Consider the following 23,501-nt stretch of genomic DNA (forward strand, 5'->3'; position numbering starts at 1 on the left):
CGCCGACCGTGAGGTCGACGCCGCCCGTTGGCGGTGGTGGGGAACTGGTCAGGCGAACCTGGCGCGCAGCTCCTCGGCCATCTCCGTCAGCGCGGCCCGGACGGCCGCGTCCCTGACGGTGGCGACCTGGTCCTCGAACCGGTCGAGCGCCCGGCCCACGCCGACGGCGTCGTCACGGGCGTGGGCCCGCTCCGCCGCCACGACCTGGGCGTCCAGGCGCGAGTGCTGCGCCCGGCTGAGGTCGCCGTCGGCATGCATGGCGTCCAGCTCGCCCGAGATGCCCGCGAACGTGACGAGCACCGTGAACGTGACGGAGCCGGTGGTGACGTGGCCGGCGACGTCGGTCGCGGTCACCTCGACCGTGTGCGTGCCGCGGGACGGCACCCAGCTGGTCTCGGCGTCCACGGCCTCGCCGTCGACGACCACCTCGAGCGAGGCGACGCCGGACGTGGCGTCGGTGGCGGTGGCGGCCAGGTCGACCGTCTCCCCCTGCTCCACCTCGGCGCCGTCGCTGACCCCGGCCACGTCGACCACGGGGGCCGTCGTGTCCAGCTGCACCGTGAGCGGCTCGTGCGTGGCGACGTTGCCCGCCTCGTCGGTGGCGCGGACGTGGACGACGTGGGTGCCGTCCTCGGCCACGACCACCGGCTCGGTGTGCTCGGTCCACCCGCCGTCGCCGACGCGGTGCTCGACCAGCACGTCACCCTCGCTGTCGTCGGTGGCGGTGGCCGACACCGTCACCGGCGACGTCCACCAGCCCTCGAGCCCGTCGGGCTCGGCCGGCGACACGGTCACGTCCAGCTCGGGCGCGGTCGTGTCCGGCTCCTCGTCGTCGGTCGTGACGCGGAAGAAGTCGAAGTCGACGACGACGGGCTCGACCTGCGCCGGGCCGATCGCGATGACACCGACGTTCGTGAGGGCGGCGTCGTTGGTGACCGGGGCCCCCAGCGACGTCCAGGTCACCCCACCGTCGCTGACCCAGCCGGAGTACGTGGACCCCTCCTTGGTCAGGCGCAGGTAGAAGTACCCCGACTCCGAGGTCTCGGCGATGTCGAGACCACGGTTGCCGCCGTTGCCGAAGACGCCGTTGCGCTCCGACACCAGCTCGGCCCCCAGGTTGGTGGCCGCCGTCGGCGCGTTGTTGGCGACGATGTCGAGCTTGACGTAGTTGTCGTCGTCGCCGTAGGCCATCAGGCCCGCGAGCTGCCACTGGTGCTTCATGGTGGCCCGCAGCCTGGTCTCGACCGTCCAGTCGCCGTCGCCGAGGTCCTGCAGCACGAAGTTGCGGGGGTCCTCGTTGGCGGCGCCGTTGATGTCACCGGGCTGGGTGGTGATGCTCAGGTGGCCGTCGGTCACCTGCAGCGCGTTGCCGTCGGGGCGCACGACGGCGTCCCAGCGGCAGGTGTCCAGCGCGGTGCCCTCGAACTCGTCCGACGGCTCGAGGGGGTCGCCCTCGTCGGGGACCGTGAGCTGGAAGGAGTCGAAGGCCGCGACCGCCTCGCTGGTGCCGGTGTCACCGGCGGCGACCAGGCCCAGCACCGCGTCCGCCTTCAGCGGGGCGACCCCGTCCAGGTCCGTCCAGGTCCCGCCGTCCAGCGAGTAGGCCGCACGCAGCCCCTCGCCGTCGCTGGTCAGGCGCAGCCACACCGTGTCGGTGCCGGTCGGCATCGCCACGTTGTTGTGATGCCAGGTCCTCGCGCCACCGGTCTCGGTGACGAACTCCAGGAACCGGCTGCCGTTGCTGCTGCGGGTGTAGGCCAGCTTGACGTACTCGTCGTCGGTGGCGTTGAGCATGAGGCCCGCGTGCTGCCAGTGCCGCGTGTGCGGCAGCGTCAGTGTGGTGGTGGCCTCCCACGCCCCGGCCGCGGCCGGCTGGCCGACGAACGAGATGGGCCCGGTGCTGCCGCCGTCGATGTCGCCCTGGGGCACCGGCAGGCGCAAGGCGCCCCCGCTGACCGAGACCGGCAGGCCGTCGGCCTGGCGGACGGTGGTCCAGCGGTCGGTGTCGAGCGCGTCACCGTCGAAGGTGTCGCCGTTGGTCCCCACGCACGGGGGCAGCGGCTCGGGCTCGGGCTCCGGCTCCGGGCCCCCCTCGACGAGGGTGAAGTCGGAGAACTGCACCTGCATCCGGGCCGTGGTGCTGTGGGCGGTGACGAACAGGCCGATGTCCTGCACGTCCGCGGCCCCGGGCAGCTGGACCGGTCCCCCCAGCGGGGTGAAGGTCACCCCGTCGCGGCTGGACGACGCCTGGTACGACGCGCCGTCCCGGACCAGACGGACCCAGGTCGGGTAGCCGTTGGTGCCGCCGGCCGTCGACGCGTTGAGCGTGCCGTTGCCGTCGCTGTCCCGCAGCCACTCGACCCCGTTGTTGGGTCGGAGGCCGACGGCGCCGTACCCCGGGGAGGTCCCGGGCGCGGTGGCGTCGTTGCGGACCAGCAGACCGGCCTTGGCGTTGGTGTTGCCACCGGTCGCCGAGTCCACCCGTACGGTGGCGGTCCACTGCTCACCGGCGGCACCGCCCGGCCGGAAGGCCGTGCCGTACTCGTCGGTGGCCTGCCACATGTTGGCCCCGCCCGAGGTGACGACCCAGGTGTCGGAGTCCGGCCGGTCGAAGGTGGCCGCGGCGTTCGGGTGGGTCCAGGTCTCCCACCCGGCGAGAAGGTCACCGACGTCGACCACGACGCGGCGCGACGTCACCTCCTCGCCGTCGCCGGTGGTGGCCACCGCGCTGAGCTGGTAGCGACGCTCCTCGGTGACGTCCCACTCCCCCGTGAACGGGGCGGTGGTGTCGGTCGCGACGACCTCGCCGTCGACGAGGAACTCGACCTGAGCGATACTGCCCTCGGCCACGGAGGCCTCGGCCGCGAGCTCGACGGTGCCCGGGTCGAGCACGCTCCACGGCTCCGGCTGGGTCAGCCGCACCTCGGCCGGGGCGGCCGGCGACAGCGCCTTGCCCATGGCCTCGATGAAGTTGACCCGCGTGGTCGAGAAGCCGGTCATCACCAGGAACAGCTCGAAGCTGTCGCCCGGGTCGGTCACGGGGACGCGGACGTCCACGTAGCGCGACAGGCTGCCGGTCGCGGGCACCTCGGCGGTGGCGAGCAGGTCGCCGTCCGGGGCGTCGCGGCGCAGCTCGACGGTGCCGCCGGCCGCGGACGCGGCCCGGACGGTGAACGCGTCCACGCCCCGCAGGTTGACCGGGTCGTAGGACGCCCAGGCGCCGTCGGAGCCGCCGATGGCCGTCCCGTGGCCCTCGATGTCACCGGAGGCCGACGTCGTGAGGTCCTCGCTGGTGGAGGCGTGGAACTCGGCCTCCTTCAGGCGCGGGTAGATGAGCGAGGTGTCGGAGCCGGTGAGCGCCGGGACGCCCTCGGCGCCGCCGTCGTCGGTGTAGCGACCGTCGACGACGTAGAAGACGTCCATGTCCTCGCCGTGGCCGCCGCCGAGCTCGGTGACGAGCGTGCCGGTGGTGCCCGTCCGCGGCGCGGCCGGGTGGGCGTGGTCGTCGTGGCCGAGCGCCGGCTGGATGATCACCTTCGACTCGTCGATCTCCTCGTCCTCGGCGTCGCTGACCTCGAGGTCCCAGTCGATCGGGTCGCCGAAGTCGAAGAAGCCGCCGGTGGGCGGGTCGACGAACTCGACCACGGGGCGGGTGTTGCCGACCGTGATCGGCGCGGTGGCCGTACCGGTCTTGCCCTCGGGGTCGGTGACCGTCAGCCGGGCGTCGTAGACGCCGTCGGCGGTGTAGGTGTGCGTCGGGGCCGACTCGGTCGAGTCGACCGTGCCGTCACCGTCGAAGTCCCACGCGTAGGTGATGTCCCCGCCCTCGGGGTCGGAGCTCGTCTCGCCGGAGAAGGCGACGGTGAGCGGCGCGGGACCGGAGTCGACGTCGGTCGTGATCCGGGCCTCGGGCGAGCGCGAGCCGCTGATGTAGTCGATGCGGTGCAGCCCGGAGTCGGGGTTGTCACGGCCGTAGCCGCCGCCCCAGTCCAGGACGTACAGCGACCCGTCGGGCCCGAAGGTGGAGTCGATCGGGGCCATGAAGCTCGCGGCCGGGGGCGGCAGGAACGGGGTGACCTGCTCCACCGCGTCACCGGGGGCGGCCTCACCGGCGCGCGCGGCGTCGGTGAGCTGCACGGAGAACATCCGGTTGCGGGCCCAGTCGTAGAAGAACGGCTTGCCCGAGTACGACTCCGGGAACTTGGTGTCGGAGTCGAGCTCGGCGTCGAAGTCGTAGAACGGGCCGCCCATGGGGGCCAGACCGCCGCCGGCGTTGATGATGCCGGGCGCGGAGGTCCGCTGGTAGCCGTAGTACAGGTCGGCCGGCACCGCCGGGGGCAGCTCGGTCAGCCCCGTGTTGCGGACCGAGTCGTTGACGGGGGCGTCGCAGTCGAAGTACGGCCCCACCGTCACCGGGCTGGTGCGGTAGTCGACGTCGCGGAAGGGCTCGTTGTCGCCCATGCACATCGGCCAGCCGTAGTTGCCGGGCTCGGTGATGAGGTTCCACTCCGCGATGCCGGCCGGGCCCCGGTTGGTGGGGTTGTCCGAGCTGTTGTCCGGGCTGTAGTCGGCCAGGCCGATGTGCCCGGTGACCGGGTCCACGGAGAACCGGAACGGGTTGCGGAAGCCCATGGCGTAGACCTCGGGCTTGATCTTGGACCGGTCCTTGCCCTCGGCCCACGCGGAGTCGATCAGGTTGCCGTCCGGCACCGTGTAGCTGCCGTCGTCCTGCGGGGTGATGCGCAGCAGCTTGCCGCGCAGGTCGTTGGTGTTGGCCGACGTCTCGCGGGCGTCGTGGAACGTGCCGGTCCGCTCCGACAGCGGCGCGTAGCCGCCCGAGGGCTCGGAGTGCGGGTTGACGTCGTCGCCGACGCCCAGCAGCAGGTTGCCGTCGTTGTCGAAGGCCAGGGCGCCACCGGTGTGACCGGGCTCGTCCGGCAGCCGGCGCGCCGGCACCTCCATGACGACGACCTCGCTGGCGGGGTCGATGACCGAGCCCTCCTCGACGGTGAACCGGGACACCTGGCTGAAGAAGTTCGCCGGGTCGCGGTCGTCGGCGCTGGCGGGGCTGTAGTAGACGAACAGGTGCCCGTTGGTGGCGAAGTCCGGGTCCAGGGCGATGCCCAGCAGCCCGTCCTCGCCGCCGGAGTACACCGGCAGCGTGACGGCGGTCGAGGTGACCTGCCGCGCCGGGTCGTAGACCCGGATCTGGCCGCGGACGAGCTCGGTGAAGAACACCCGCCCGTCGGGCGCGACGTCCATCGCGAACGGGGCGCTGGTGTTGCTGTCCAGCGACACCTTCTCGAACTCGCTCCAGTCCGTGCCGCCGCAGTCGCCCTCGGCCAGGCCCGCGGCCCACTCGACGCCGCCCAGGATGTGCTGGACCAGGTCGGGCTCGCCGGTGAAGTGGGCCCCGAAGTGACCCATGCCGGTCATCCAGGACCGGCCGCCGTCGTAGCCGCGGCACCAGGAGATCGGGTGGTCGGCGCCCATGGCGTTGGGGCCGGGGGCGTAGGTCGACTCGTCCATCGTGGCCAGCACGTGGGCCTCACCGCGCACGTTGGCCGAGTAGTTGTACCACTCGTCGGCGCGGTCCCAGCGCTGCGGCAGGTGCTCGGTCGAGGGGTGGGTGCGGTCCTCGACGCGGACCGTGCCGGGCAGGCCCGGGCTGTTGCCGGTGGCGGCGTGACCGGGCATCAGCGCGCCGATCATCTCGTCCCACCACGCGTAGTTCCCGCGCATGTCGGTGGCGTTGTGGATGGCGACGATGCCGCCGCCGGCCTGCTGGTAGCGCTCCAGCGCGGCCTTCTCCTCCGCGTTCCACGGGTCGCCGGAGGTCTGGAACATGACCAGGGCGTCGAACGTCGCCAGGTCGGTGTCGTTGAAGATCGTCGAGTCCTCGGTGTGCACCGAGTCGATGCCGGCCTCGGCGAAGGCCGCCTGGAGCACCGGGGTGCCCTGGACGATCGCCTCCGTGTGCCGGAACTGCGTGGTCTTGGTGAAGATGAGGACGTTGGCCTCTGCGGCCTCCTCCTCCACCACTGCGGCGGCGGGTGCGGCGGCGACCGTGGTGGCCGCCAGCAGCGCGGCGAGGCCGGTGGCGACGAGGCCGCCTACCCGGGTACGCCGTGGACGTGGCACGTGCATGGGTGCTCCTGGTGTCGTCGGTGACATCGCGACGCGTCGCTGCGTCGCGGAGCCCGGAGACCCGGTGCGACCAGGGGCCTCGGGGTGGTGCGGCGTCTGGGTCAGGCGGTGACCTCCCGGAGGAACGCGAGGCCGTCGACGGCGATGGCGTCCTGGGAGGTCGCCAGGGGTCGCCAGATGGAGGCGGCCGTCGCGATGGTCGCGTTGTCGGGGGTGAAGGACTCGATGCAGAGCGGGCCGTCGTAGTCGGCGCGTCGCAGCGCGGCCACGAACCCCGCCCAGTCCAGGTGGTCCCGCCCCGGGGTGCCCCGGTCGGTGGCGCTCACCTGCACGTGCGCGATGCGGGGGCCGGCCGCGGCGATGCTCGCCGCGAGGTCCTGCTCCTCGATGTTCATGTGGTAGCTGTCCAGCAGGACGCCGACGGCCTCGACCGGGAGGTCCTCGACCGCGGCCAGCACCTGGGCGACGGTGGTCAGGAACGACGTCTCGTACCGGTTGAGCGGCTCCACGGCGATCCGGACGCCCGCGGCCAGGGCGTGGTCCGCGACCGGTGCCAGCGCCTCGGCCCACCGCTTGGTGGCGTCACGGTGCTGGCCCCGGTCCAGGCGCCAGGTGCGTCCCACGGAGGCGTAGGCGGGGCCCCCGATGACCCGCGCCCCCACCGTGGCGGCGACGTCGACGACGCCGCGCAGGTAGTCCTGGGTGCGGCGGACGGTGACGTCGTCGGTGTCGACGAGCTCCCGCCCCTCACCCATGACCAGGCACACCGTGGCGCCCAGACCGAGGTCGTCCAGCACCGTGCGGGCGGCCGCCGGGTCCCACTCGCCCAGGTTCTCCACCGGCAGCTCGATGACGTCGAAGCCCCAGCCACGCACGCGGGGCGCGAGCTCCGCCAGGTCGGCGTCGCGCAGCGGGGACCGCCACAACCAGGTGGAGACCCCGATCCGGTACGTCACGCCGACTCCTTCGTCAGGTGGGGCTGGTCCGGCGGCCGCGGGCTCGCGGTCCGCCGCGCTGCTCCTGGAGCCCGGGGCCGGCCGCGGTGTCGCGCCACGACCGGTCCCGGGGGTCAGGGGTGGTGCCTCAGCGGTCCTGCCACGCCTCGGGGTAGCCGGGCAGGTCCTCGCCGCCGAACTTGGCGTAGTGCAGGCTCGGCATCTCGGCGTTCTGCTCGAGGAACTGCGCGAGGGTCTCGTCGGTGACGGGCTCCTGGGGCAGGACCCACTCCGAGGGGACCTCCTCGCCGGCGAAGATGTCGACGGCCGCCTCGATCGGGGTGCGCCACTGGAAGTTGGAGTAGACCGGGGCGATCGCGGTCATACCCGTCTCGTCCCACTTGCGCAGGAAGCTCATCTCGTCCTCGCCGACCATGACGGGGTAGTCGACGCCGGCGTCCTCGAACGCCTCGACCGCGGCGACGGCGCCGTCACCGGCGTCCATCCAGATGCCGTCCACGTCACCGCGCTGGATGTACTGCGTGACGAGGTCCTTGATCTGGGCGGCGTCGCCGCCGGTGAACTCGTCGCCGAGGACCTCCAGCTCGGAGTCGGCGAAGATCTGCTGGGCGGCGGCCCACCGGTTCTCCAGCACGTCCACCCCGGGGAGGATGCGCAGCGCCAGGACGGTGCTGCCGGGCTCCAGGTTCTCCACGAGGAACTCCGCGCCGTCCGCGCCGTAGGCGTAGCCGCCGATCGGGTGGATGAACGTCACCATGCAGTCGGTGTTGACGCCGCGGTCGAACACGACGACCGGGACACCGCTGGCGCAGGCGGCCTCGACCGCCGGGGTCAGGGTGGCCGTGGTGGACGGCGAGATGATGATGGCGCCGCAGTCGCCGGCGTCGACGAAGGACTGGATGTCGGAGATCTGCTGGTTGTCGTCGTCGGCGGCGTCCGCGACGCGGAACTCACCGATCAGCCCCTCCTCCTGGTAGAGCGCGACCTGCTCCTGCATGGTGATGAAGCCGGTCACGCGCCACGGGTTGGACACCGAGGCGTTGGAGAAGCAGATGTCCTGCGGGCCCTCCGCGGCGAACTCCGCCGTGTCGACCATCTCGGGCTCGATGGCCTGCAGCCAGGGGGTGGCCGCGTCGCCCTCGGGCTCGACGTCGCGCTGGGCGAGCTCGGCGTCGAAGTCCGCCTGGACGAAGAACTCGCCCTCGGCGGGCCCGTCACCGCCGGCGGCGTCCGACTCGTCGTCGGTGGCGCCACCCGCGTCGGTGGTCTCGTCCACGACGGGGGCGTCGGAGGCGGGGTCGTCGGTGGGTGCGTCGGTGGAGCAGCCGGCCAGGGCGAGGCTCGCCACGGCGAGCGTGGCGAGCACTGTCTTGGTGAGCGGCATCGTTGCCCTCCAGAGGGGTTGTGGGTGGAGCGTGATGGGGTCGAGCGGTGGTTCTCCCGGCGTTCAGCCGGTGGCTGCTGGGGTGCGGTCCGGTCCGGTCCGGCCCGCCTCCTGGGTCTGCGCGGGCGGCGGGGGCGGCGACGTGGCGCGCGTCGCGCCCCGGGCGGCGTAGGCCACGGCGGCGATGATGATCACGCCCTGCAGGATCGGCTGGGCGGTCGAGGGCAGGTCGAGCTGGGTGAACAGCCGGCTGATGGCCTGGTAGGTGAGGGCCCCGGCCATGGCCGCGACGACGGTGCCCCTGCCGCCGCCCAGGACGACGCCGCCGAGGACGACCGCGGTGATGGCGACGAACTCGAGCCCGCTGCCGACCTGGGCCGTGACCCCGGCGAAGCCGCCGATGAGGACCGCGGCCAGCGTCGCCATGACGCTGGAGATGACGAAGGCGGTGGTGCGGACCTTCCAGACCGTGACGCCGGCGTAGGCGGCCGCGACGTCGTTGTCGCCGGTGCTCATCAGGGTGCGGCCGAACGGGGCGCGCATCAGCAGCACCGCGAGCACACCGACGGCGATCGCGATGAGCAGCGCCCAGGGCAGCTGACGGACGACGGGCATGTCGATCCCGCCGCGGCCCCACTGCCGGAAGGACTCCGAGAGGGCCCCGGTGGGCGCTCCCCCGGTCCAGAGCCGGACGGCCCCGTTGAGCACCAGCAGCATGCCGAGCGTCGTGATGAACGACGGCACCCGCAGCAGGGTGGTGACGAGACCGTTGACCAGGCCCACGAGCACCCCGAAGCCGACCATGAGCAGCATGACCGGGACGGTGCGGCTCTCCTCGCCGTCGATGAGCCGGGCCGCGATGACGACCTGGGCCCCGACGAGGGCGCCGACCGACAGGTCGAACTCCCCGGAGACGATGACGAAGTACTGACCGATGGCCAGGACGATCAGCGGGGCCGCGGCGCGCAGGAAGGTCATCAACGACGGCGGCTCCGCGAAGCCGGGGTTGAGGGCCGTGATGGCGACCAGCACCACGACGAGGAGGGCGAAGATGGTCGCCGAGCCGCTCGTCGCGCGGCCCAGGCCGTGGCGGACGGTCTGCAGGGCGCTCATGCGGACACCCCCTCACCGGTGGTGCGTGCGGGTGGTGGTGGTGGGCCGTCGGCGAAGCGCCTGCGGCTGGCGTGGGGGTCGATCTGGCGACGGGCGTACAGCGCGACGGCGGCGACGATGATCACGCCGCGCAGCACGTCGCGGAAGAACGGGTCGACCTGGAGCAGGTTGAACACCGTGTCCAGGGTGGCCAGGATCAGGACGCCCGCGATGGTGCCCGCGATCCCCCCGCGCCCACCCATGAGCAGGGTGCCGCCGAGCACGACGGCCGCGATCGAGTCCAGGTCGTAGCCGGCGCTGTAGATCTGCACGGCCACCCCGGTGCTGAACCGCGAGGCCAGCAGCAGCCCGGCGATCCCGGCGGTGGTGGAGCAGAGCACGTGGGCGAGGATCAGGGTGCGGTCGGTCCGGATGCCCGACAGCCGGGCCACGTCGGTGTTGCCGCCGACCGCGAACATGGCGTAGCCGGGCCGGGTCCGGTGCAGCAGCACGTAGGCCGCGACGGCGACGAGCAGCATGATCGCCGTGGACAGCGGCACGAAGCCGATCCGGGTGTAGCCGAAGTTCTGGAAGCCGAGGGCGACCTCGCCCGACGGTCCCTGGTACTGGGTGTCCAGGTAGCCCTTGATGATCAGGCCCACGCCGAGCGTGGTGATGAAGGGGTTGACCTTGGCCTTGGTCACCAGCAGGCCGTTGAGCAGGCCGACGGCCGCGGCGACGACGAGCGCGGCGGCGACGCCCAGCAGGATGCGGTCCTGCTGACCGGCCATCGTCGTCGCGCCGACGATGCTGGCCAGCGCGGCCACGTACCCCACCGACAGGTCCAACGACCGGTTGAGGATGACCAGGGTCTGCCCGATGGCGATGAACCCGAGCACGCTGGTGCGGCTCAGCATGTTGACGACGTTGTTGCCCGCCAGCAGGTTCCCGCCGTCGAGGGCGACCAGGACCGTGCCGATGATGATGATGAGGACCAGGGCGGCGTAGATGATCGTCGTCGTCCCGGCCAGGTGCAGCCGGCGGTGCAACGGCGTCCTCGTCGTCGGGCCCGTGGACCCCGTCGTGCCCCTGGTGGTGGTCGTGGTGCTCACGGGGCGCTCACCGTGCCCGTGGCCATGGCCATCACGTCTTCCTCGTCGCAGCCGCCGGGCAGCTCACCGCTGATCCGGCCGTCGCGCAGCACCACGACCCGGTCGGCCATGCCGATCACCTCGGTCAGCTCGGAGGAGATGAGCAGGACCGCGACCCCCTTGGCGCTCTCCTCGCGGATGATCTCGTAGACCGCCTGCTTGGCGCCGACGTCGATGCCCCGGGTGGGCTCGTCGAGCACCAGCACCGCGGGGTCGGTCACCAGCCACTTGGCCAGGACGACCTTCTGCTGGTTGCCGCCGGACAGGAACCGGACCTCCCGCGACCCGGCGCGGGCGGTGAACTCCAGCGAGGACAGGATCCCGGGGATGTCGGCCGATCGGCGCGTGGCCTGCCGGGGCATGACGGCGTCGAGCACGAGGCGCGCGTTCGCCAGCACCCCCTGCTCCAGGGCCAGCCCCTGGGCCTTGCGGTCCTCGGTGACCAGGGCCAGGCCGGCGCGGACGGCGTCCCGCGGCGAGCGGGGTCGCACCGTGGTGCCGTCGACCGCCATCTCACCCCGGGTGAAGGGAGCGGTGCCGAACAGGGCGTTGGCGAGCTCGGTCCGCCCGCTGCCCTGCAGCCCCGCCAGGCCGACGACCTCGCCGGCGCGGACGGTCAGGTCGATGCTGTCGACGTCGGCGTTGCCCGCTCCGCTCAGCCGCAGCCGGACGTCCCCGACCACCGTGGCGTCGCGGCGGTGCGGGAACCGGGCGCTGACCGAGCGACCGACCATGTTGCGGACCAGCTCGTCCGGGCTGGTGTCGACCGTGTCGACGGTCTGCACCAGGGCGCCGTCCTTGAGGACGGTGATCCGGTCGCACAGGTCGAAGATCTCGACCAGGCGGTGCGAGACGTAGAGGATGGCGATGCCGCGTTCCTTGAGGGTGCGGACCAGCCGGTAGAGCAGCTGCACCTCGGCGCCGGACAGCGCGGCGGTCGGCTCGTCCATGCTGATGATGCGTGCGTCGGTCGACAGCGCCTTGACGATCTCGACGACCTGCTGCTGGGCCACCGACAGCGACCCGATTCGGTCGCCCGCCCTGATGCCCCCGACACCGAGGTCGTGCAGCAGGGCGTCGGTGTCGCGGTTCATCTGGCGGGCGTCGACCAGGCCGAACCGACGGGGCTCACGACCCAGGTAGACGTTCTCGGCCACCGTGCGCTCCGGCAGCAGGTTGAACTCCTGGAACACGGTCGACACCCCGGCGTGCTGCGCCTGCAGCGGGTGCTCGAAGACGACCTCCCGGCCGTCGACCTCGACGGTGCCCGTGTCGGCCTTCTGCACCCCGGCGAGGATCTTCATCAGCGTGGACTTGCCGGCGCCGTTCTCGCCCACGAGGGCGTGGACCTCCCCGGCCCGGACCTCCAGGTCGACCCCGTGCAGGACGTCGACGCCGAAGAACGACTTGACGATGCCCGTCATGCGCACCAGCGGCCGCGCGGTGCCGTCGGGCCCGGTGGGGGTGGTCGGCGTGCTCATGCCCGGACCTCCGCCCACTGCCCGGAGCGCACCGACGCCAGCACGGCCTCGACCACGTCCACCGACCTCGCCCCGTCGGCGAAGGTCGGCAGCCCGTCCGGTGCCGAGCCCCGGACGGCCTCGGCGGTGTCGGCGACGAACGCGTCGAAGCAGTCCTGGTAGCCCTGGGCGTGACCGGCGGGCAGGCGGTGGTAGCGGGCGGCGTCGGAGCCGCCCGAGTCCGGGTCGCGGACCAGGCACTCGGCGCCGGCGCGTCGTCCGTGCCACAGCCGCTCGGGCTGCTCCTGGTCGAAGGCCAGCGTCCCCTCGGAGCCGGACACCTCGAGCAGCAGGCGGTTCTTGCGGCCCGGGGAGACCTGGCTGATGACCGTGGCCCCGAGCAGGCCCCCGTCGGTGCGCAGCTGCAGGGTGACGACGTCCTCGGTGGTCACGGCGCGGTGGCCCCGCTCGGCGTTGACGGTGGCGGCCTGGGCGCTGACGGACACGATGCGGTGCCCGGTGACGAACTCCAGCAGGTCGCACCAGTGCGAGCCGATGTCGGCGAAGGCCCGGCTGCTGCCGCCCAGGACGGGGTCGACGCGCCAGTTGTCGTCCTGGGCGCCGGTGAGCCAGTCCTGCAGGTAGGAGCCGTGCGCCAGGGTCAGCCGGCCCAGCCCGCCCTCACGGACCCGCTGGCGGGCCTCGCGGACCATCGGGTGGAACCGGTACACGAAGGGGACGACGCCGACGGTCCCGGCGGCGGCCTGCGCGACGAGCAGCTCGCGGGCCTGGGCCACCGACGTGGCCAGCGGCTTCTCGCAGACGACGTGCTTGCCGGCGGCCATCGCGGCCAGGGCGACCTCGTGGTGCAGGTGGTTGGGCGTGCAGACGTGGACGACGTCGACGTCGTCGGCGGCCACCAGGGCGGCGACGTCGTCGTAGCCGCGCTCGGCACCCAGCCGGGCGGCCGCCTCGGCCGACCCGGCGGCGCTGCCCGTGGTGACCCCGACCACCCGCCCGCCGGAGACGAGCACGGACCGTGCGTGCACACGGCCCATGAAGCCGGCGCCGACTATCCCGGCGCGGTATCCGGCGGTCGGGGAGTCCGGCGTCGCACCGAGGTGCGAGGCAGGAGTCGCTCTGACCGCGTCCATGAGGCCCACGACCGGGAACCTACGAGCACTTTCGCCAGACGTCAAGCAAAAGATGCGGACGGCCAGAGCGATACTCGCGTCTGGCGACTTCCAGGTGGGTCGCATATCGTCCGAACATGGGTACCACCGTGATCGACCCCTGGGCCGCCCCGGGCGGGGCGGGACAGCTCCTCTCGCTGCTGCGGGACGGTGTCCCGCGGACCCGCTCCGAGCTCGCCGTGATGACCGGCATGTCCAGGTCCACCGTGGCCCAGCGGGTCGACGCCCTGCTCAGCAGCCGGCTCATCGGGCCCGCCGGCGACGCCGTGTCGACCGGGGGTCGCCCACCGACCCAGTTCGCCTTCAACCCCGCGTCCGGGGTCGTGCTCGCCGCGGACCTGGGGGCGACGTACGCCCGGATGGGTGTCACCGACCTGGCGGGGCGGCTGCTCGCCGAGGTGCGCGAGGACCTCGACATCGCCGCCGGCCCCGACCACGTCCTGAGCTGGGTGATCGACCGCGGCCGCACCCTGGTCAACGAGGTGTCGACCAGCGGGCAGAGCCTCGTCGGGGTCGGGGTCGGCCTGCCGGGCCCGGTGGAGCACGCGACCGGCCGGCCGATCCACCCGCCGATCATGCCCGGCTGGGACGGCTACGACGTCGTGGCCCGGCTGCAGGGCGACCTGGGCCCGGTCGCGGTGGTCGACAACGACGTCAACGTCATGGCCCTCGGCGAGCACTTCACCACCTGGCCCGACGAGGACCACCTCGTCTTCGTCAAGGTCAGCACCGGGATCGGGTCGGGCATCATCTCCGACGGCCAGCTCCGTCGCGGCGCCCAGGGGGCCGCGGGCGACCTCGGCCACATCCAGGTCCCCCACGCCGACGACGTGCTGTGCCGCTGCGGCAACACCGGCTGCCTCGAGGCGGTGGCCGGCGGCGCCGCCCTGGTGACGCGGCTCGCCGCCAAGGGCCTGGAGATCCGGAACAGCCGGGACATCGCGGCCCTGGCCCGCGGCGGCAACGTCGAGGTGGTGCAGGTGCTCCGGGAGGCGGGCCGCTACATCGGCGAGGTCCTGGCCAACGTGGTGAGCATGCTCAACCCGTCCGTGATCGTGGTGGGGGGCTCGCTCGCCAGCGCCGGGGAGCACCTGCTCGCAGGCGTGCGGGAGGTCGTCTACCGACGGTCGCTGCCGCTGGCGACCCAGCACCTGCGCATCGTGCCGGGCAGCACCGGCGAGCACGCAGGGATCGTGGGCGCGGCCGTCATGGTCATCGAGCGCGTGCTGTCCCCCGGTGAGGTCGACCGCGTCGTCGGCTGAGGCGGGGACCGTCCGGCACGCCGGGTATGGCTGTCGCCGACGCAGGTTTTGCTTGACCTCCGGCACAAGGCGTCCTTAGGTTCGAGGGGCGGCCCTGACGGTCGTGGCGCCTCGAGGACGAGGGGTCGGCACCGGGGGGCACCGACGCCCTCCCGTCGAGGAGGACCCATGCCCCACCGCCTGACCCCCCGCCGCTGGGCGGGGCTGCCGGTCCTGACCGGCCTCGCCCTGGTGGCCTCGCTGGCGGGCGCGGTCCCCGCGGCCGCCGCCGACGACCCGCTCCCCCCGCAGGAGCCCGGCGCCACGATGCGCACCTACAGCACCGGGCAGCCGCTGAGCGCCCTGTGCACCATCAAGTCCGGGTCGACGCCCAACGTCGACCGGCTCATCCCGGTGATCGACCTGCGCACCGCGGAGGACTTCGGCTTCGAGGACAACTTCCTCACCACGGTGGACGCGAACCTCACCGTGCCCACCGACGGCGAGTACACGTTCCGGCTGACCAGCGACGACGGCTCGCGGCTGAGCATCGACGGCGAGGTCGTCGTCGACCACGACGGGCTGCACGGCGCCGAGCCCAAGGACGGCGCGGTCACGCTGACCGCGGGCACCTACCCGATGTTCGTGGAGTTCTTCGAGGCAGGCGGCGGGCAGCAGCTGACCCTGGAGTGGCAGCCGCCCGGCGCGAGCGCCTTCACGCTGGTGCCGACGTCAGCCATGAGCACCGAGGCCGGCGTGGTGCGGGTGACCGCGCCCGGGACCAAGTACTGCGAGGGCGCCGCCGACACCCCAGGAGACGGGCTCAAGCTCGACTCCGTGCACCCCGGCTACGACCTGACCGACCTGCGGCCCGAGGGCTTCGACCCGATGGTGTCCGGCATCGACTTCACCGACGACGGCGACCTGGTGCTGCTGACCTCAGGTGCCGTCAGCCCCGCCGGCTACCCGGACGAGCCCACCCCGGGCGAGGTGTTCCTCGTCGAGGGCGCGGCCGAGGCCGACGGCCCCGACGACGTCACGTACACCAAGGTCGCCACCGACCTCCAGACCCCGATGGGCGTCACCGTGGTCGACGACTCCGTCTGGGTGTCCGAGAAGTACGGGCTCACCGAGCTCACCGCCGACACCGACGGCGACGGGCTGATGGAGCACCGCACGCACGCCACGTGGCCCAGCGGCGGCAACTTCCACGAGTTCGCGTTCGGGCTGCTGCACGACGACGACTACTTCTACGTCACGCGCTCCGTGGCCATCAACAACGGCGGCGCCACGACGGACCCCCAGCCGGGCGAGGACGCGGGCACCGCGATCAGGATCGACCGTGAGACCGGCGAGGTCGTCCCGTTCGCCGGCGGTCTGCGCACCCCCAACGGCATGGGCTGGGGCCCCGACGACGGGCTCTTCGTCATGGACAACCAGGGCGCCTGGTTGCCCGCGTCCAAGATGGTCCACGTCAAGCAGGACCGGTTCTTCAACCACTACACCAACCCCGCCGGGCCCTTCGACGACAACCCCGTCACCGAGCCGGTCGTGTGGGTGCCGCAGAACGAGATCGGCAACTCCCCCAGCACGCCGGTGCTGCTGACCGAGGGCGTCTACGCGGGCCAGATGGTGTTCGGCGACGTCACATACGGCGGTCTGCAGCGGGCGTTCCTCGAGGAGGTGGACGGCGAGTACCAGGGCGCCGTGTTCCGGCACACCGCGGGCCTGGAGGCCGGCATCAACCGCACCGCCATCGCCCCCGACGGCGCCGTGTACGTGGGCGGCATCGGCGAGGCCGGCAACTGGAGCGAGCCCGGCAAGCTGCGCCACGGCCTGCAGAAGCTGACCCCCAACGGCGGCGTGACCTTCGACATGACGTCGATGAGCGTGGTCGAGGGCGGCTTCGAGATCAGCTACACGCAGCCCCTGTCCGAGGAGACCGTCGCGGACATCGAGTCCGCCTACCAGATCCAGCAGTGGCGCTACCTGCCCACGCCGTCCTACGGCGGCCCCAAGATCGACGAGGAGCCCCTCTTCGTCACCGAGGCCGAGGTGTCGCAGGACCGCACCACGGTCAGCCTGCAGATCGAGGGCCTCAGGCCCGGGCGCGTCGTGCACCTGCGCTCCCCCCGGCCCTTCGCCAGCACCGACGGCACCGAGCTGTGGAACACCGAGGCCTGGTACACCCTGAACTCGCTGCCCGGCTACGAGGCGCCCGCCGACCGCGGGTACTACGAGGCCGAGGAGGCGACGCTGCGGTTCGGCGCGTCGGTCGCCTTCGACCACAGCGGCTACTCCGGGGCGGGCTTCGCGGCCGGCCTCTCCAACGCCGGGGCCGAGGTCACCTTCACCACCACGGTGGACGAGGCGGGCACGTACCCGGTCAACATCCGCTACGCCAACGGCCCCAACCCGTTCGCCGGGGACAAGGACGTCGCGCTCTACGTCAACGGCGCGAAGCTCGACCCGATCACGTTCCCGGACACCGGGGACTGGAAGACGTGGGAGTGGCTGACCCGCGACCTCGCCCTGCAGGCCGGCGACAACACGATCACCCTGACGTACGACGACGACGTCGACGGCAACGTCAACGTCGACGTGCTGTCGATCGGCGACCAGCGGGACATCTGCAGCCCGACCCCGGCGGACGAGGGCTACACGGCGCTGTTCGACGGGACGCTGGCCTCGCTGGACGGCTGGCGGATGGCGGGCCCCGGCTCGTTCGGACGCGTCGACGACTGCAGCATCCGCGGCGAGGGCGGGCTCGGCCTGCTCTGGTTCACCGAGCAGCAGCTCAGCGACCAGTACACGCTGTCCCTGGACTGGAAGCTGGTCAAGGACGACAACGGCGGCGTGTTCATCGGCTTCCCGAACCCGGGCAACGACCCGTGGGTGGCCGTCAACCAGGGGTACGAGATCCAGATCGACGCCAGCGACGCCGACGACCGCACCACCGGTGCGATCTACACCTTCCAGGGGGCGGACCTCGAGGCCGTGGAGCAGGCCCTGAACCCGGTGGGGCGCTGGAACAGCTACGACATCGAGGTCGACGGCGACCGCATCCGCGTCTCTCTGAACGGCACGCTGGTCAACGACTTCGTCAGCACCGACCCCGCCCGGGACCTGGCCGGCTTCGTCGGCGTCCAGAACCACGGCGGCGGCGAGACCGTCCACTACCGCGACATCCAGGTCAAGGGCGGCGTCGACTTCGCCGGGACCTACGAGGCCGAGGACGCCCAGCTGTTCGGCGGCGCGAACGTCGGCACGGAGCACGCCGGGTTCTCCGGAGCCGGCTACGTGCAGGGCATCGAGCAGGTGGGGGCGGGCGTGACCTTCGACGTGGAGGTCGACGCCGACGGCAGCTACCCGCTGCACCTGGGCTACGGCAACGGGCCCAACCCGTTCGACGGCGACAAGACCATGTCGCTGTACGTCAACGGCCAGCCGCAGGACGACCTCGTGCTGCCCCGTCTGGGCACGTGGAAGGCGTGGGGCACCGTCGTGCGCTCCGTGACGCTGCAGGAGGGCGCCAACACCGTCACCGTCCGCTTCGACTCCGGTGACGACGGCAACGTCAACCTCGACGTGCTCCGGGTGGGCTCGGTCCAGCAGGAGCCGGTCTACGTCGGCAGCTACGAGGCCGAGGACGCCGAGCTCGGTGGCGGCGCCAACCCCAGCACGGAGCACCCCGGGTACTCCGGCACCGGCTACGTGCAGGGCTTCCAGCAGGTCGGCGCCGAGGTCACGTTCGAGGTGGACGTGCCGGAGCGCGGGCGCTACCCGCTCAACCTGCGCTACGCCAACGGCCCCCACCCGTTCGACGGGGACAAGACCGTGTCGCTGCACGTCAACGGCACCGAGCTCGACGAGCTCGTGCTGCCGCGCACCGGCACCTGGGCGACCTGGGCGACCGTGGTGCGTGAGGTCGCCCTCGAGGCGGGCAGCAACACGGTGACCGTCCGCTACGACGACGGCGACGACGGGAACGTCAACCTCGACGTGCTCAAGGTCGGCGAGTCCCTGGGTCCGGTGCTCATCGGCAGCTACGAGGCCGAGCAGGCCGAGCTGGCCGGCAGCGCCAACCCCAGCACGGAGCACGCCGGGTTCTCCGGCACCGGCTACGTGCAGGGCTTCGGCGAGGTCGGCGCGGGGGTGACGTTCGAGGTCGAGGTCCCCGCGGCCGGGACGTACCCGCTGCACCTGCGCTACGCCAACGGGCCCCACCCCTTCACCGGCGACAAGGCGGTGTCCCTGTACGTCAACGGCACGAAGCTCGAGGAGTGGGTACTGCCGAGCACCGGCACCTGGCCGACCTGGGCCACCGTGGTCCGCGAGGTCGGGCTGGACGCCGGGGCGAACACGGTCTCGATCCGCCACGACGAGGGTGACGACGGCCACGTGAACCTCGACCTGCTGCAGGTGGAGGCGGCCGTGGACACCACGGAGCCGGACACCACGGCCCCGGTCACCACGGCCGAGGTCTCGGGCACGCCGGTCGCCGGTTGGCACACCGAGGCCCCGACCGTCACCCTCACCGTCACCGACGACGGCGACGTCGCCGGCACGGAGATCCAGGTGGACGACGGTGACTGGGTCGCCTACACCGAGCCGGTCGTCCTCAGCGGCGAGGGCGAGCACGTGGTGCGCTTCCGGTCCACGGACACCGCGGGCAACGTGGAGGAGGCGCAGAGCATCACCGTCCGCGTCGACACCCGCGCCCCGGTCGTCTCGTGGGACGGCGACCGGACCTACCTGGTCGACGAGCAGGTCGTCGTGACGTGCTCGGCGACCGACCCGGAGCCGGGCTCCGGTCCGGCCGAGGACACCTGCACCGACGTCGACGCCCGGGCCTGGTCGTTGGGCCTGGGTGAGCACGAGGTCACCGCCTCGGCCACCGACGTCGCGGGGAACACGGGCACGGGGACCACGACGTTCACCGTCACGGTGACGTTCGACTCGTTGCGGTCGGTCGTCTCGGAGCTGGTCGACGACGACAAGGTGGCCGCGGCGCTCAACAAGCGCCTCGACTCCGCCGAGGCCGCCGGTCGCCCGGCGACCCGGGCGAGCATGCTCGCGGCCTTCGACCGGCAGCTCACCGGTCAGGTCGGGCGCTCGGTGTCCGCCGAGCACGCCGAGCTGCTGACCTCGTTCAGCGAGGCGCTCCGCTGACCGGTCGTCAGGCGGACTGGACCAACGCCTGGCGCAGGGCCGTCCAGCCCAGCAGGGCGCACTTCACGCGGGCCGGGTACTTCGCGACCCCGGCGAACGCGGGGGCGTCGCCGAGGGCCTCGGCCAGGTCCTCGTCGAGCCGGTCCATCGGGTCCATGGTGGTCTCGCCCCGCACGGCCGACGTGACGATCTCGTGGAACGCCTGGTACGCCTCGGCCGCGTCCCGCGCGGTGCGCCCGGTCAGGGCCTCGACCATCACCGACGCCGACGCCTGGCTGATCGAGCAGCCCACGGCCTCGTACGACACGTCCTCCAGCGTCCGGTCGCCCCCCGAGCCGTCGCCCAGGCGCAGGCGCAGGGTGACCTCGTCCCCGCAGATCGGGTTGACCTGGTGGACCTCGGCGTCGAACGGCTCGCGCAGACCGGCGTGCCGCGGCCGGCGTGAGTGGTCGAGGATCGTCTCGCGGTACAGCTCCTGCAGGTCCATCAGCGTGCTCCCCCTGGGCTGGTGGTTCCGGTCGAGCTCGTGGTGCCGGTCGGGATGGTGGTCGTGGCGCCGGGCGGGACGGTGGCGACCCGGAGCGGGACGACGCCGAAGAACTCCTGGGTCGCGCGCACCGCCGCGAGCAGCGCGTCCACGTCCGCCTCCGTGGAGTAGACGTGCGTGCTGGCCCGGACCGTGGCCTGCATCCCGAGGCGCCGGTGCAGCGGCCAGGCGCAGTGGTGGCCGACGCGCACCGCGACCCCGGCGTCGTCCAGGACCTGGCCGACGTCGTGGGCGTGGACGCCGTCGACGAGGAACGCCACGGTGCCTCCGCGGACGGCGAGCTCGGCCGCGGTGCTGCCGGCGGGCCCGGCCACCCGGACCCCGCCCAGCTCGGCGAGGCCCTCGAGGATGCGCCCGGTCAGCTCCTGCTCGTGGGCCGCGACCTGCGCCATCCCGATCTCGTCCAGGTAGTCGCACGCGGCGGCCAGCCCCACGGCCTGCGACACCATCGGCACCCCGGCCTCGAACTTCTGCGGCGGCGGCGCGAACGTGGACCGCTCCATCGTGACGGTCTCGATCATGGAGCCGCCGGTCAGGAAGGGCGGCAGCGCCTCGAGCAGCTCGCGTCGGGCCCACAGCACGCCGATGCCGGTCGGGCCGAGCATCTTGTGCCCGCTGAACACCGCGACGTCGACGCCGAGCGCGGGCAGGTCCACCGGCAGGTGGGGCACCGACTGGCAGGCGTCCAGGACGACCAGCGCCCCGACCTCCCGCGCCCGGGCGACCAGCTCGGGCACCGGGTTGATCGTGCCGAGCACGTTGGAGGTGTGGACGAACGCGAGGACCTTGGTCCGCCCCGTCAGCTCGATGCTGCCCAGGTCGAGCTCGCCGCCGTCGGTGACGCCGTACCAGCGCAGCGTCGCCCCGGTCCGGCGGCACAGCTCCTGCCAGGGCACGAGGTTGGCGTGGTGCTCCATCTCGGTGACGACGACCTCGTCGCCCGGGCCGAGCGCGAGGGCCTCGGCCCCCGGCGTCGTCGCGGCGTTGCCCAGGCTGTAGGCGACGAGGTTGATGCCCTCGGTGGCGTTCTTGGTCAGGACCACCTCGTCGGGGGCCGCGCCGACGAACCGGGCGATCGTGGCCCGGGCCCGCTCGTAGGCGTCGGTGGCCTCCTCGGCCAGCGCGTGGGCGCCCCGGTGGACGGCGGCGTTGCTGGTGGTGACGAAGTGCCGCTCGGCGTCGAGCACCTGCAGGGGGCGCTGCGACGTGGCCCCGGAGTCCAGGTACACCAACCGCTTGCCGTCGCGCACGGTGCGGGCGAGGACGGGGAAGTCCTCGACCAGGTCAGGTCCGGGTCGTCTGGTCACCACACGCCGACTGTACGCCCAATAGGTTCACGACCCGTGACCTAAATCCGTCGCCGCCACCCGAGGGCCCTGGCAGACTCCCCCGGTGTCCGCCACCCTCGTCGCCCGTGACCTCGCCGCCGGCCACGCGGAGCGGACGCTCTTCTCCGGCCTCGACCTGGTCGTCGCCCCGGGCGACGTGGTCGGGCTGGTGGGGGCCAACGGCGCGGGCAAGTCCACGCTGCTGCGCGTCCTGGCCGGCGGGCTGGCGCCCGACGCGGGTGAGGTCCGGCTCAACCCGGCCGACGCGGTGGTGGGGCACCTGGCGCAGGAGCCCGAGCGCCGGGCGGGCGAGTCGCTGCGCGACTACCTGGCCCGACGCACCGGTGTCACCGACGCCCAGGCGCGGCTGGACACCGCCACCGAGGCGCTGACCACCGGGGCCGACGGGGCCGACGACGAGTACGCGACCGCGCTCGAGCAGTGGCTGGCCCTGGGTGCGGCTGACCTGGACGACCGGCTCCCCGCCGTGCTGGCCGAGGTCCGCCTCGACGTCGACGTGGACCTGGCCATGACGGCGCTGTCGGGTGGGCAGGCCGCGCGGGCCGGGCTGGCGGCGCTGCTGCTGAGCCGTTTCGACGTCGTCCTGCTCGACGAGCCGACCAACGACCTGGACCTGGACGGCCTCGCGCTGCTCGAGCGTTTCGTCACGGGGCTGCGGGCCGGCACGGTGCTGGTCAGCCACGACCGCGAGTTCCTCGCCCGGACCGTCACCCGGGTCGTCGAGCTCGACCTGGCCCAGCAGCAGGTCAACGTCTACGGCGGCGGGTACGAGGCGTACCTGGCCGAGCGGGAGGTCGCCCGCCGTCGCGCCCGCGAGGCCTACGAGACGTACGAGGACACCGTCGAGGGGCTGCAGGCCCGCTCGAGGATGCAGCGCGGCTGGGCCGACAAGGGCAGCCGCAACGCCATGAGCAAGGCCGTGCGCCGGGGTGAGCCGGACAAGAACGTCCGGGCCCACATGAAGGCCACCAGCGAGAAGCAGGCCGCCAAGGCCCGGCAGACCGACCGCATGATCGAGCGGCTGGACGAGGTCGAGGAGCCCCGCAAGGAGTGGGAGCTCCGCTACTCCATCGCCTCGGCCCCCGGGGGCAGCAGCGTCGTGCTGACCGCGCGCGGGGCGGTGGCGCGGCGCGGCGGGTTCACCCTCGGCCCGGTCGACCTGCAGGTGGACGCGGGTGACCGGATCGCGGTGACCGGGCCCAACGGCAGCGGCAAGACCACGCTGCTGGCGATGCTGCTCGGTCGCCTGGCGCCCGAGGCCGGGACGGTGTCGCGGGGAACGTCGGTCGAGGTCGGCGAGGTCGACCAGGTGCGGGCCGTGCTCACGGGCTCCGAGTCGCTGCTGGAGGCGGTCCGGGCCCACCTGCCCGACTCCCCGCCCGCCGAGGTGCGCACCCTGCTGGCCAAGTTCGGGCTCAAGGCCGCGCACGTCGACCGGCCGGTCGGCAGCCTGTCCCCGGGCGAGCGGACCCGGGCCGCCCTGGCGCTGCTGCAGGCCCGGGGCGTCAACCTGCTGGTGCTCGACGAGCCGACCAACCACCTGGACCTGCCGGCCATCGAGCAGCTGGAGACCGCGCTCGAGGCGTACACCGGCACCCTGCTGCTGGTCAGCCACGACCGCCGGTTGCTGGAGCAGGTCCGCCTGGACCGGCGCTGGGCCGTCGAGGCGGGGCGGGTCAGCGAGACCTGAGCCGCGGGCCGCCCCGCCCGCCCCTCGTACCGCCCACCGCACCCGCCCTGCGTACCGCCCGCCCCGCGTACCGCCCAGCGACGCGACACGCGGGTCGAACGGTCAGCACCCGTCCTGAG

Annotated in this window: 12 protein-coding genes; 3 read left to right on the forward strand and 9 right to left on the reverse strand. The window is 72.8% G+C overall.

All coding sequences use genetic code 11. The annotated features are described in order from the left end of the window. Nucleotides 1-48: 48 nt before the first annotated feature. The 7 genes from ACR80Q_RS16335 to ACR80Q_RS16365 all read right to left on the reverse strand — a co-directional run bounded on the left by ACR80Q_RS16335 (nt 49) and on the right by ACR80Q_RS16365 (nt 13,266). A complete protein-coding gene (locus ACR80Q_RS16335) occupies nt 49-6,147 on the reverse strand; it encodes a ThuA domain-containing protein (protein WP_435378712.1) in 6,099 nt (2,032 codons plus the stop codon). A 101-nt stretch (nt 6,148-6,248) separates the two neighbouring features. Beyond that, nucleotides 6,249-7,103: a sugar phosphate isomerase/epimerase family protein gene (locus tag ACR80Q_RS16340; RefSeq protein ID WP_435378713.1), complete on the reverse strand. Its 855-nt coding sequence runs from the start codon at nt 7,101-7,103 to the stop codon at nt 6,249-6,251. Nucleotides 7,104-7,230: 127 nt separating this feature from the next. Then, nucleotides 7,231-8,487 carry a substrate-binding domain-containing protein gene (locus ACR80Q_RS16345; RefSeq protein ID WP_435378714.1) on the reverse strand — a complete coding sequence of 419 codons (1,257 nt, stop codon included), beginning with the start codon at nt 8,485-8,487 and terminating at the stop codon, nt 7,231-7,233. Between the two features lie 63 nt (nt 8,488-8,550). Then, on the reverse strand, nt 8,551-9,600 hold the full coding sequence (locus ACR80Q_RS16350) for an ABC transporter permease (protein ID WP_435378715.1): 1,050 nt from the start codon (nt 9,598-9,600) through the stop codon (nt 8,551-8,553). Beyond that, entirely contained in the window at nt 9,597-10,691 is a 1,095-nt protein-coding gene (locus ACR80Q_RS16355) for an ABC transporter permease (RefSeq protein WP_435378716.1), read from the reverse strand. The genes ACR80Q_RS16350 and ACR80Q_RS16355 overlap by 4 nt, the downstream gene beginning before the upstream one ends. Beyond that, nucleotides 10,688-12,211: a sugar ABC transporter ATP-binding protein gene (locus tag ACR80Q_RS16360; RefSeq protein WP_435378717.1), complete on the reverse strand. Its 1,524-nt coding sequence runs from the start codon at nt 12,209-12,211 to the stop codon at nt 10,688-10,690. Before ACR80Q_RS16360 ends, ACR80Q_RS16355 begins: the two co-directional genes overlap by 4 nt. After that, nucleotides 12,208-13,266: a Gfo/Idh/MocA family protein gene (locus tag ACR80Q_RS16365; protein ID WP_435378750.1), complete on the reverse strand. Its 1,059-nt coding sequence runs from the start codon at nt 13,264-13,266 to the stop codon at nt 12,208-12,210. Before ACR80Q_RS16365 ends, ACR80Q_RS16360 begins: the two co-directional genes overlap by 4 nt. 194 nt (nt 13,267-13,460) lie before the next feature. On the opposite strand from ACR80Q_RS16365, the gene ACR80Q_RS16370 reads away from it, so the two are divergent. Further along, complete coding sequence (locus tag ACR80Q_RS16370; RefSeq protein WP_435378718.1) at nt 13,461-14,645, forward strand: ROK family protein; 1,185 nt, start codon at nt 13,461-13,463, stop codon at nt 14,643-14,645. Between the two features lie 168 nt (nt 14,646-14,813). Next, entirely contained in the window at nt 14,814-19,796 is a 4,983-nt protein-coding gene (locus tag ACR80Q_RS16375) for a CBM35 domain-containing protein (RefSeq protein WP_435378719.1), read from the forward strand. Between the two features lie 7 nt (nt 19,797-19,803). Here the strand turns inward: ACR80Q_RS16375 and sufU are convergent, their stop codons facing one another. Together sufU and ACR80Q_RS16385 are read right to left on the reverse strand one after the other, a co-directional pair. Continuing rightward, nucleotides 19,804-20,283: a Fe-S cluster assembly sulfur transfer protein SufU gene (gene sufU, locus ACR80Q_RS16380; protein WP_435378720.1), complete on the reverse strand. Its 480-nt coding sequence runs from the start codon at nt 20,281-20,283 to the stop codon at nt 19,804-19,806. Then, a complete protein-coding gene (locus ACR80Q_RS16385; RefSeq protein WP_435378721.1) occupies nt 20,283-21,650 on the reverse strand; it encodes a cysteine desulfurase in 1,368 nt (455 codons plus the stop codon). The genes sufU and ACR80Q_RS16385 overlap by 1 nt, the downstream gene beginning before the upstream one ends. Before the next feature lie 85 nt (nt 21,651-21,735). On the opposite strand from ACR80Q_RS16385, the gene ACR80Q_RS16390 reads away from it, so the two are divergent. Next, complete coding sequence (locus ACR80Q_RS16390) at nt 21,736-23,382, forward strand: ABC-F family ATP-binding cassette domain-containing protein (RefSeq protein ID WP_435378722.1); 1,647 nt, start codon at nt 21,736-21,738, stop codon at nt 23,380-23,382. The last annotated feature ends 119 nt before the right edge of the window (nt 23,383-23,501 follow it).

It is taken from the genome of Aquipuribacter aurantiacus (assembly GCF_051216895.1).
Lineage (GTDB): Bacteria > Actinomycetota > Actinomycetes > Actinomycetales > JBBAYJ01 > Aquipuribacter.

Bases quoted from the DNA above. Each gene is read 5' to 3' on its own strand.
- ACR80Q_RS16345 (WP_435378714.1), bottom strand. From the start codon at position 8,487: ATGCCGCTCACCAAGACAGTGCTCGCCACGCTCGCCGTGGCGAGCCTC.
- ACR80Q_RS16360 (WP_435378717.1), bottom strand. From the start codon at position 12,211: ATGAGCACGCCGACCACCCCCACCGGGCCCGACGGCACCGCGCGGCCG.
- ACR80Q_RS16335 (WP_435378712.1), bottom strand. From the start codon at position 6,147: ATGCACGTGCCACGTCCACGGCGTACCCGGGTAGGCGGCCTCGTCGCC.
- ACR80Q_RS16375 (WP_435378719.1), top strand. From the start codon at position 14,814: ATGCCCCACCGCCTGACCCCCCGCCGCTGGGCGGGGCTGCCGGTCCTG.
- sufU (WP_435378720.1), bottom strand. From the start codon at position 20,283: ATGGACCTGCAGGAGCTGTACCGCGAGACGATCCTCGACCACTCACGC.
- ACR80Q_RS16350 (WP_435378715.1), bottom strand. From the start codon at position 9,600: ATGAGCGCCCTGCAGACCGTCCGCCACGGCCTGGGCCGCGCGACGAGC.
- ACR80Q_RS16370 (WP_435378718.1), top strand. From the start codon at position 13,461: ATGGGTACCACCGTGATCGACCCCTGGGCCGCCCCGGGCGGGGCGGGA.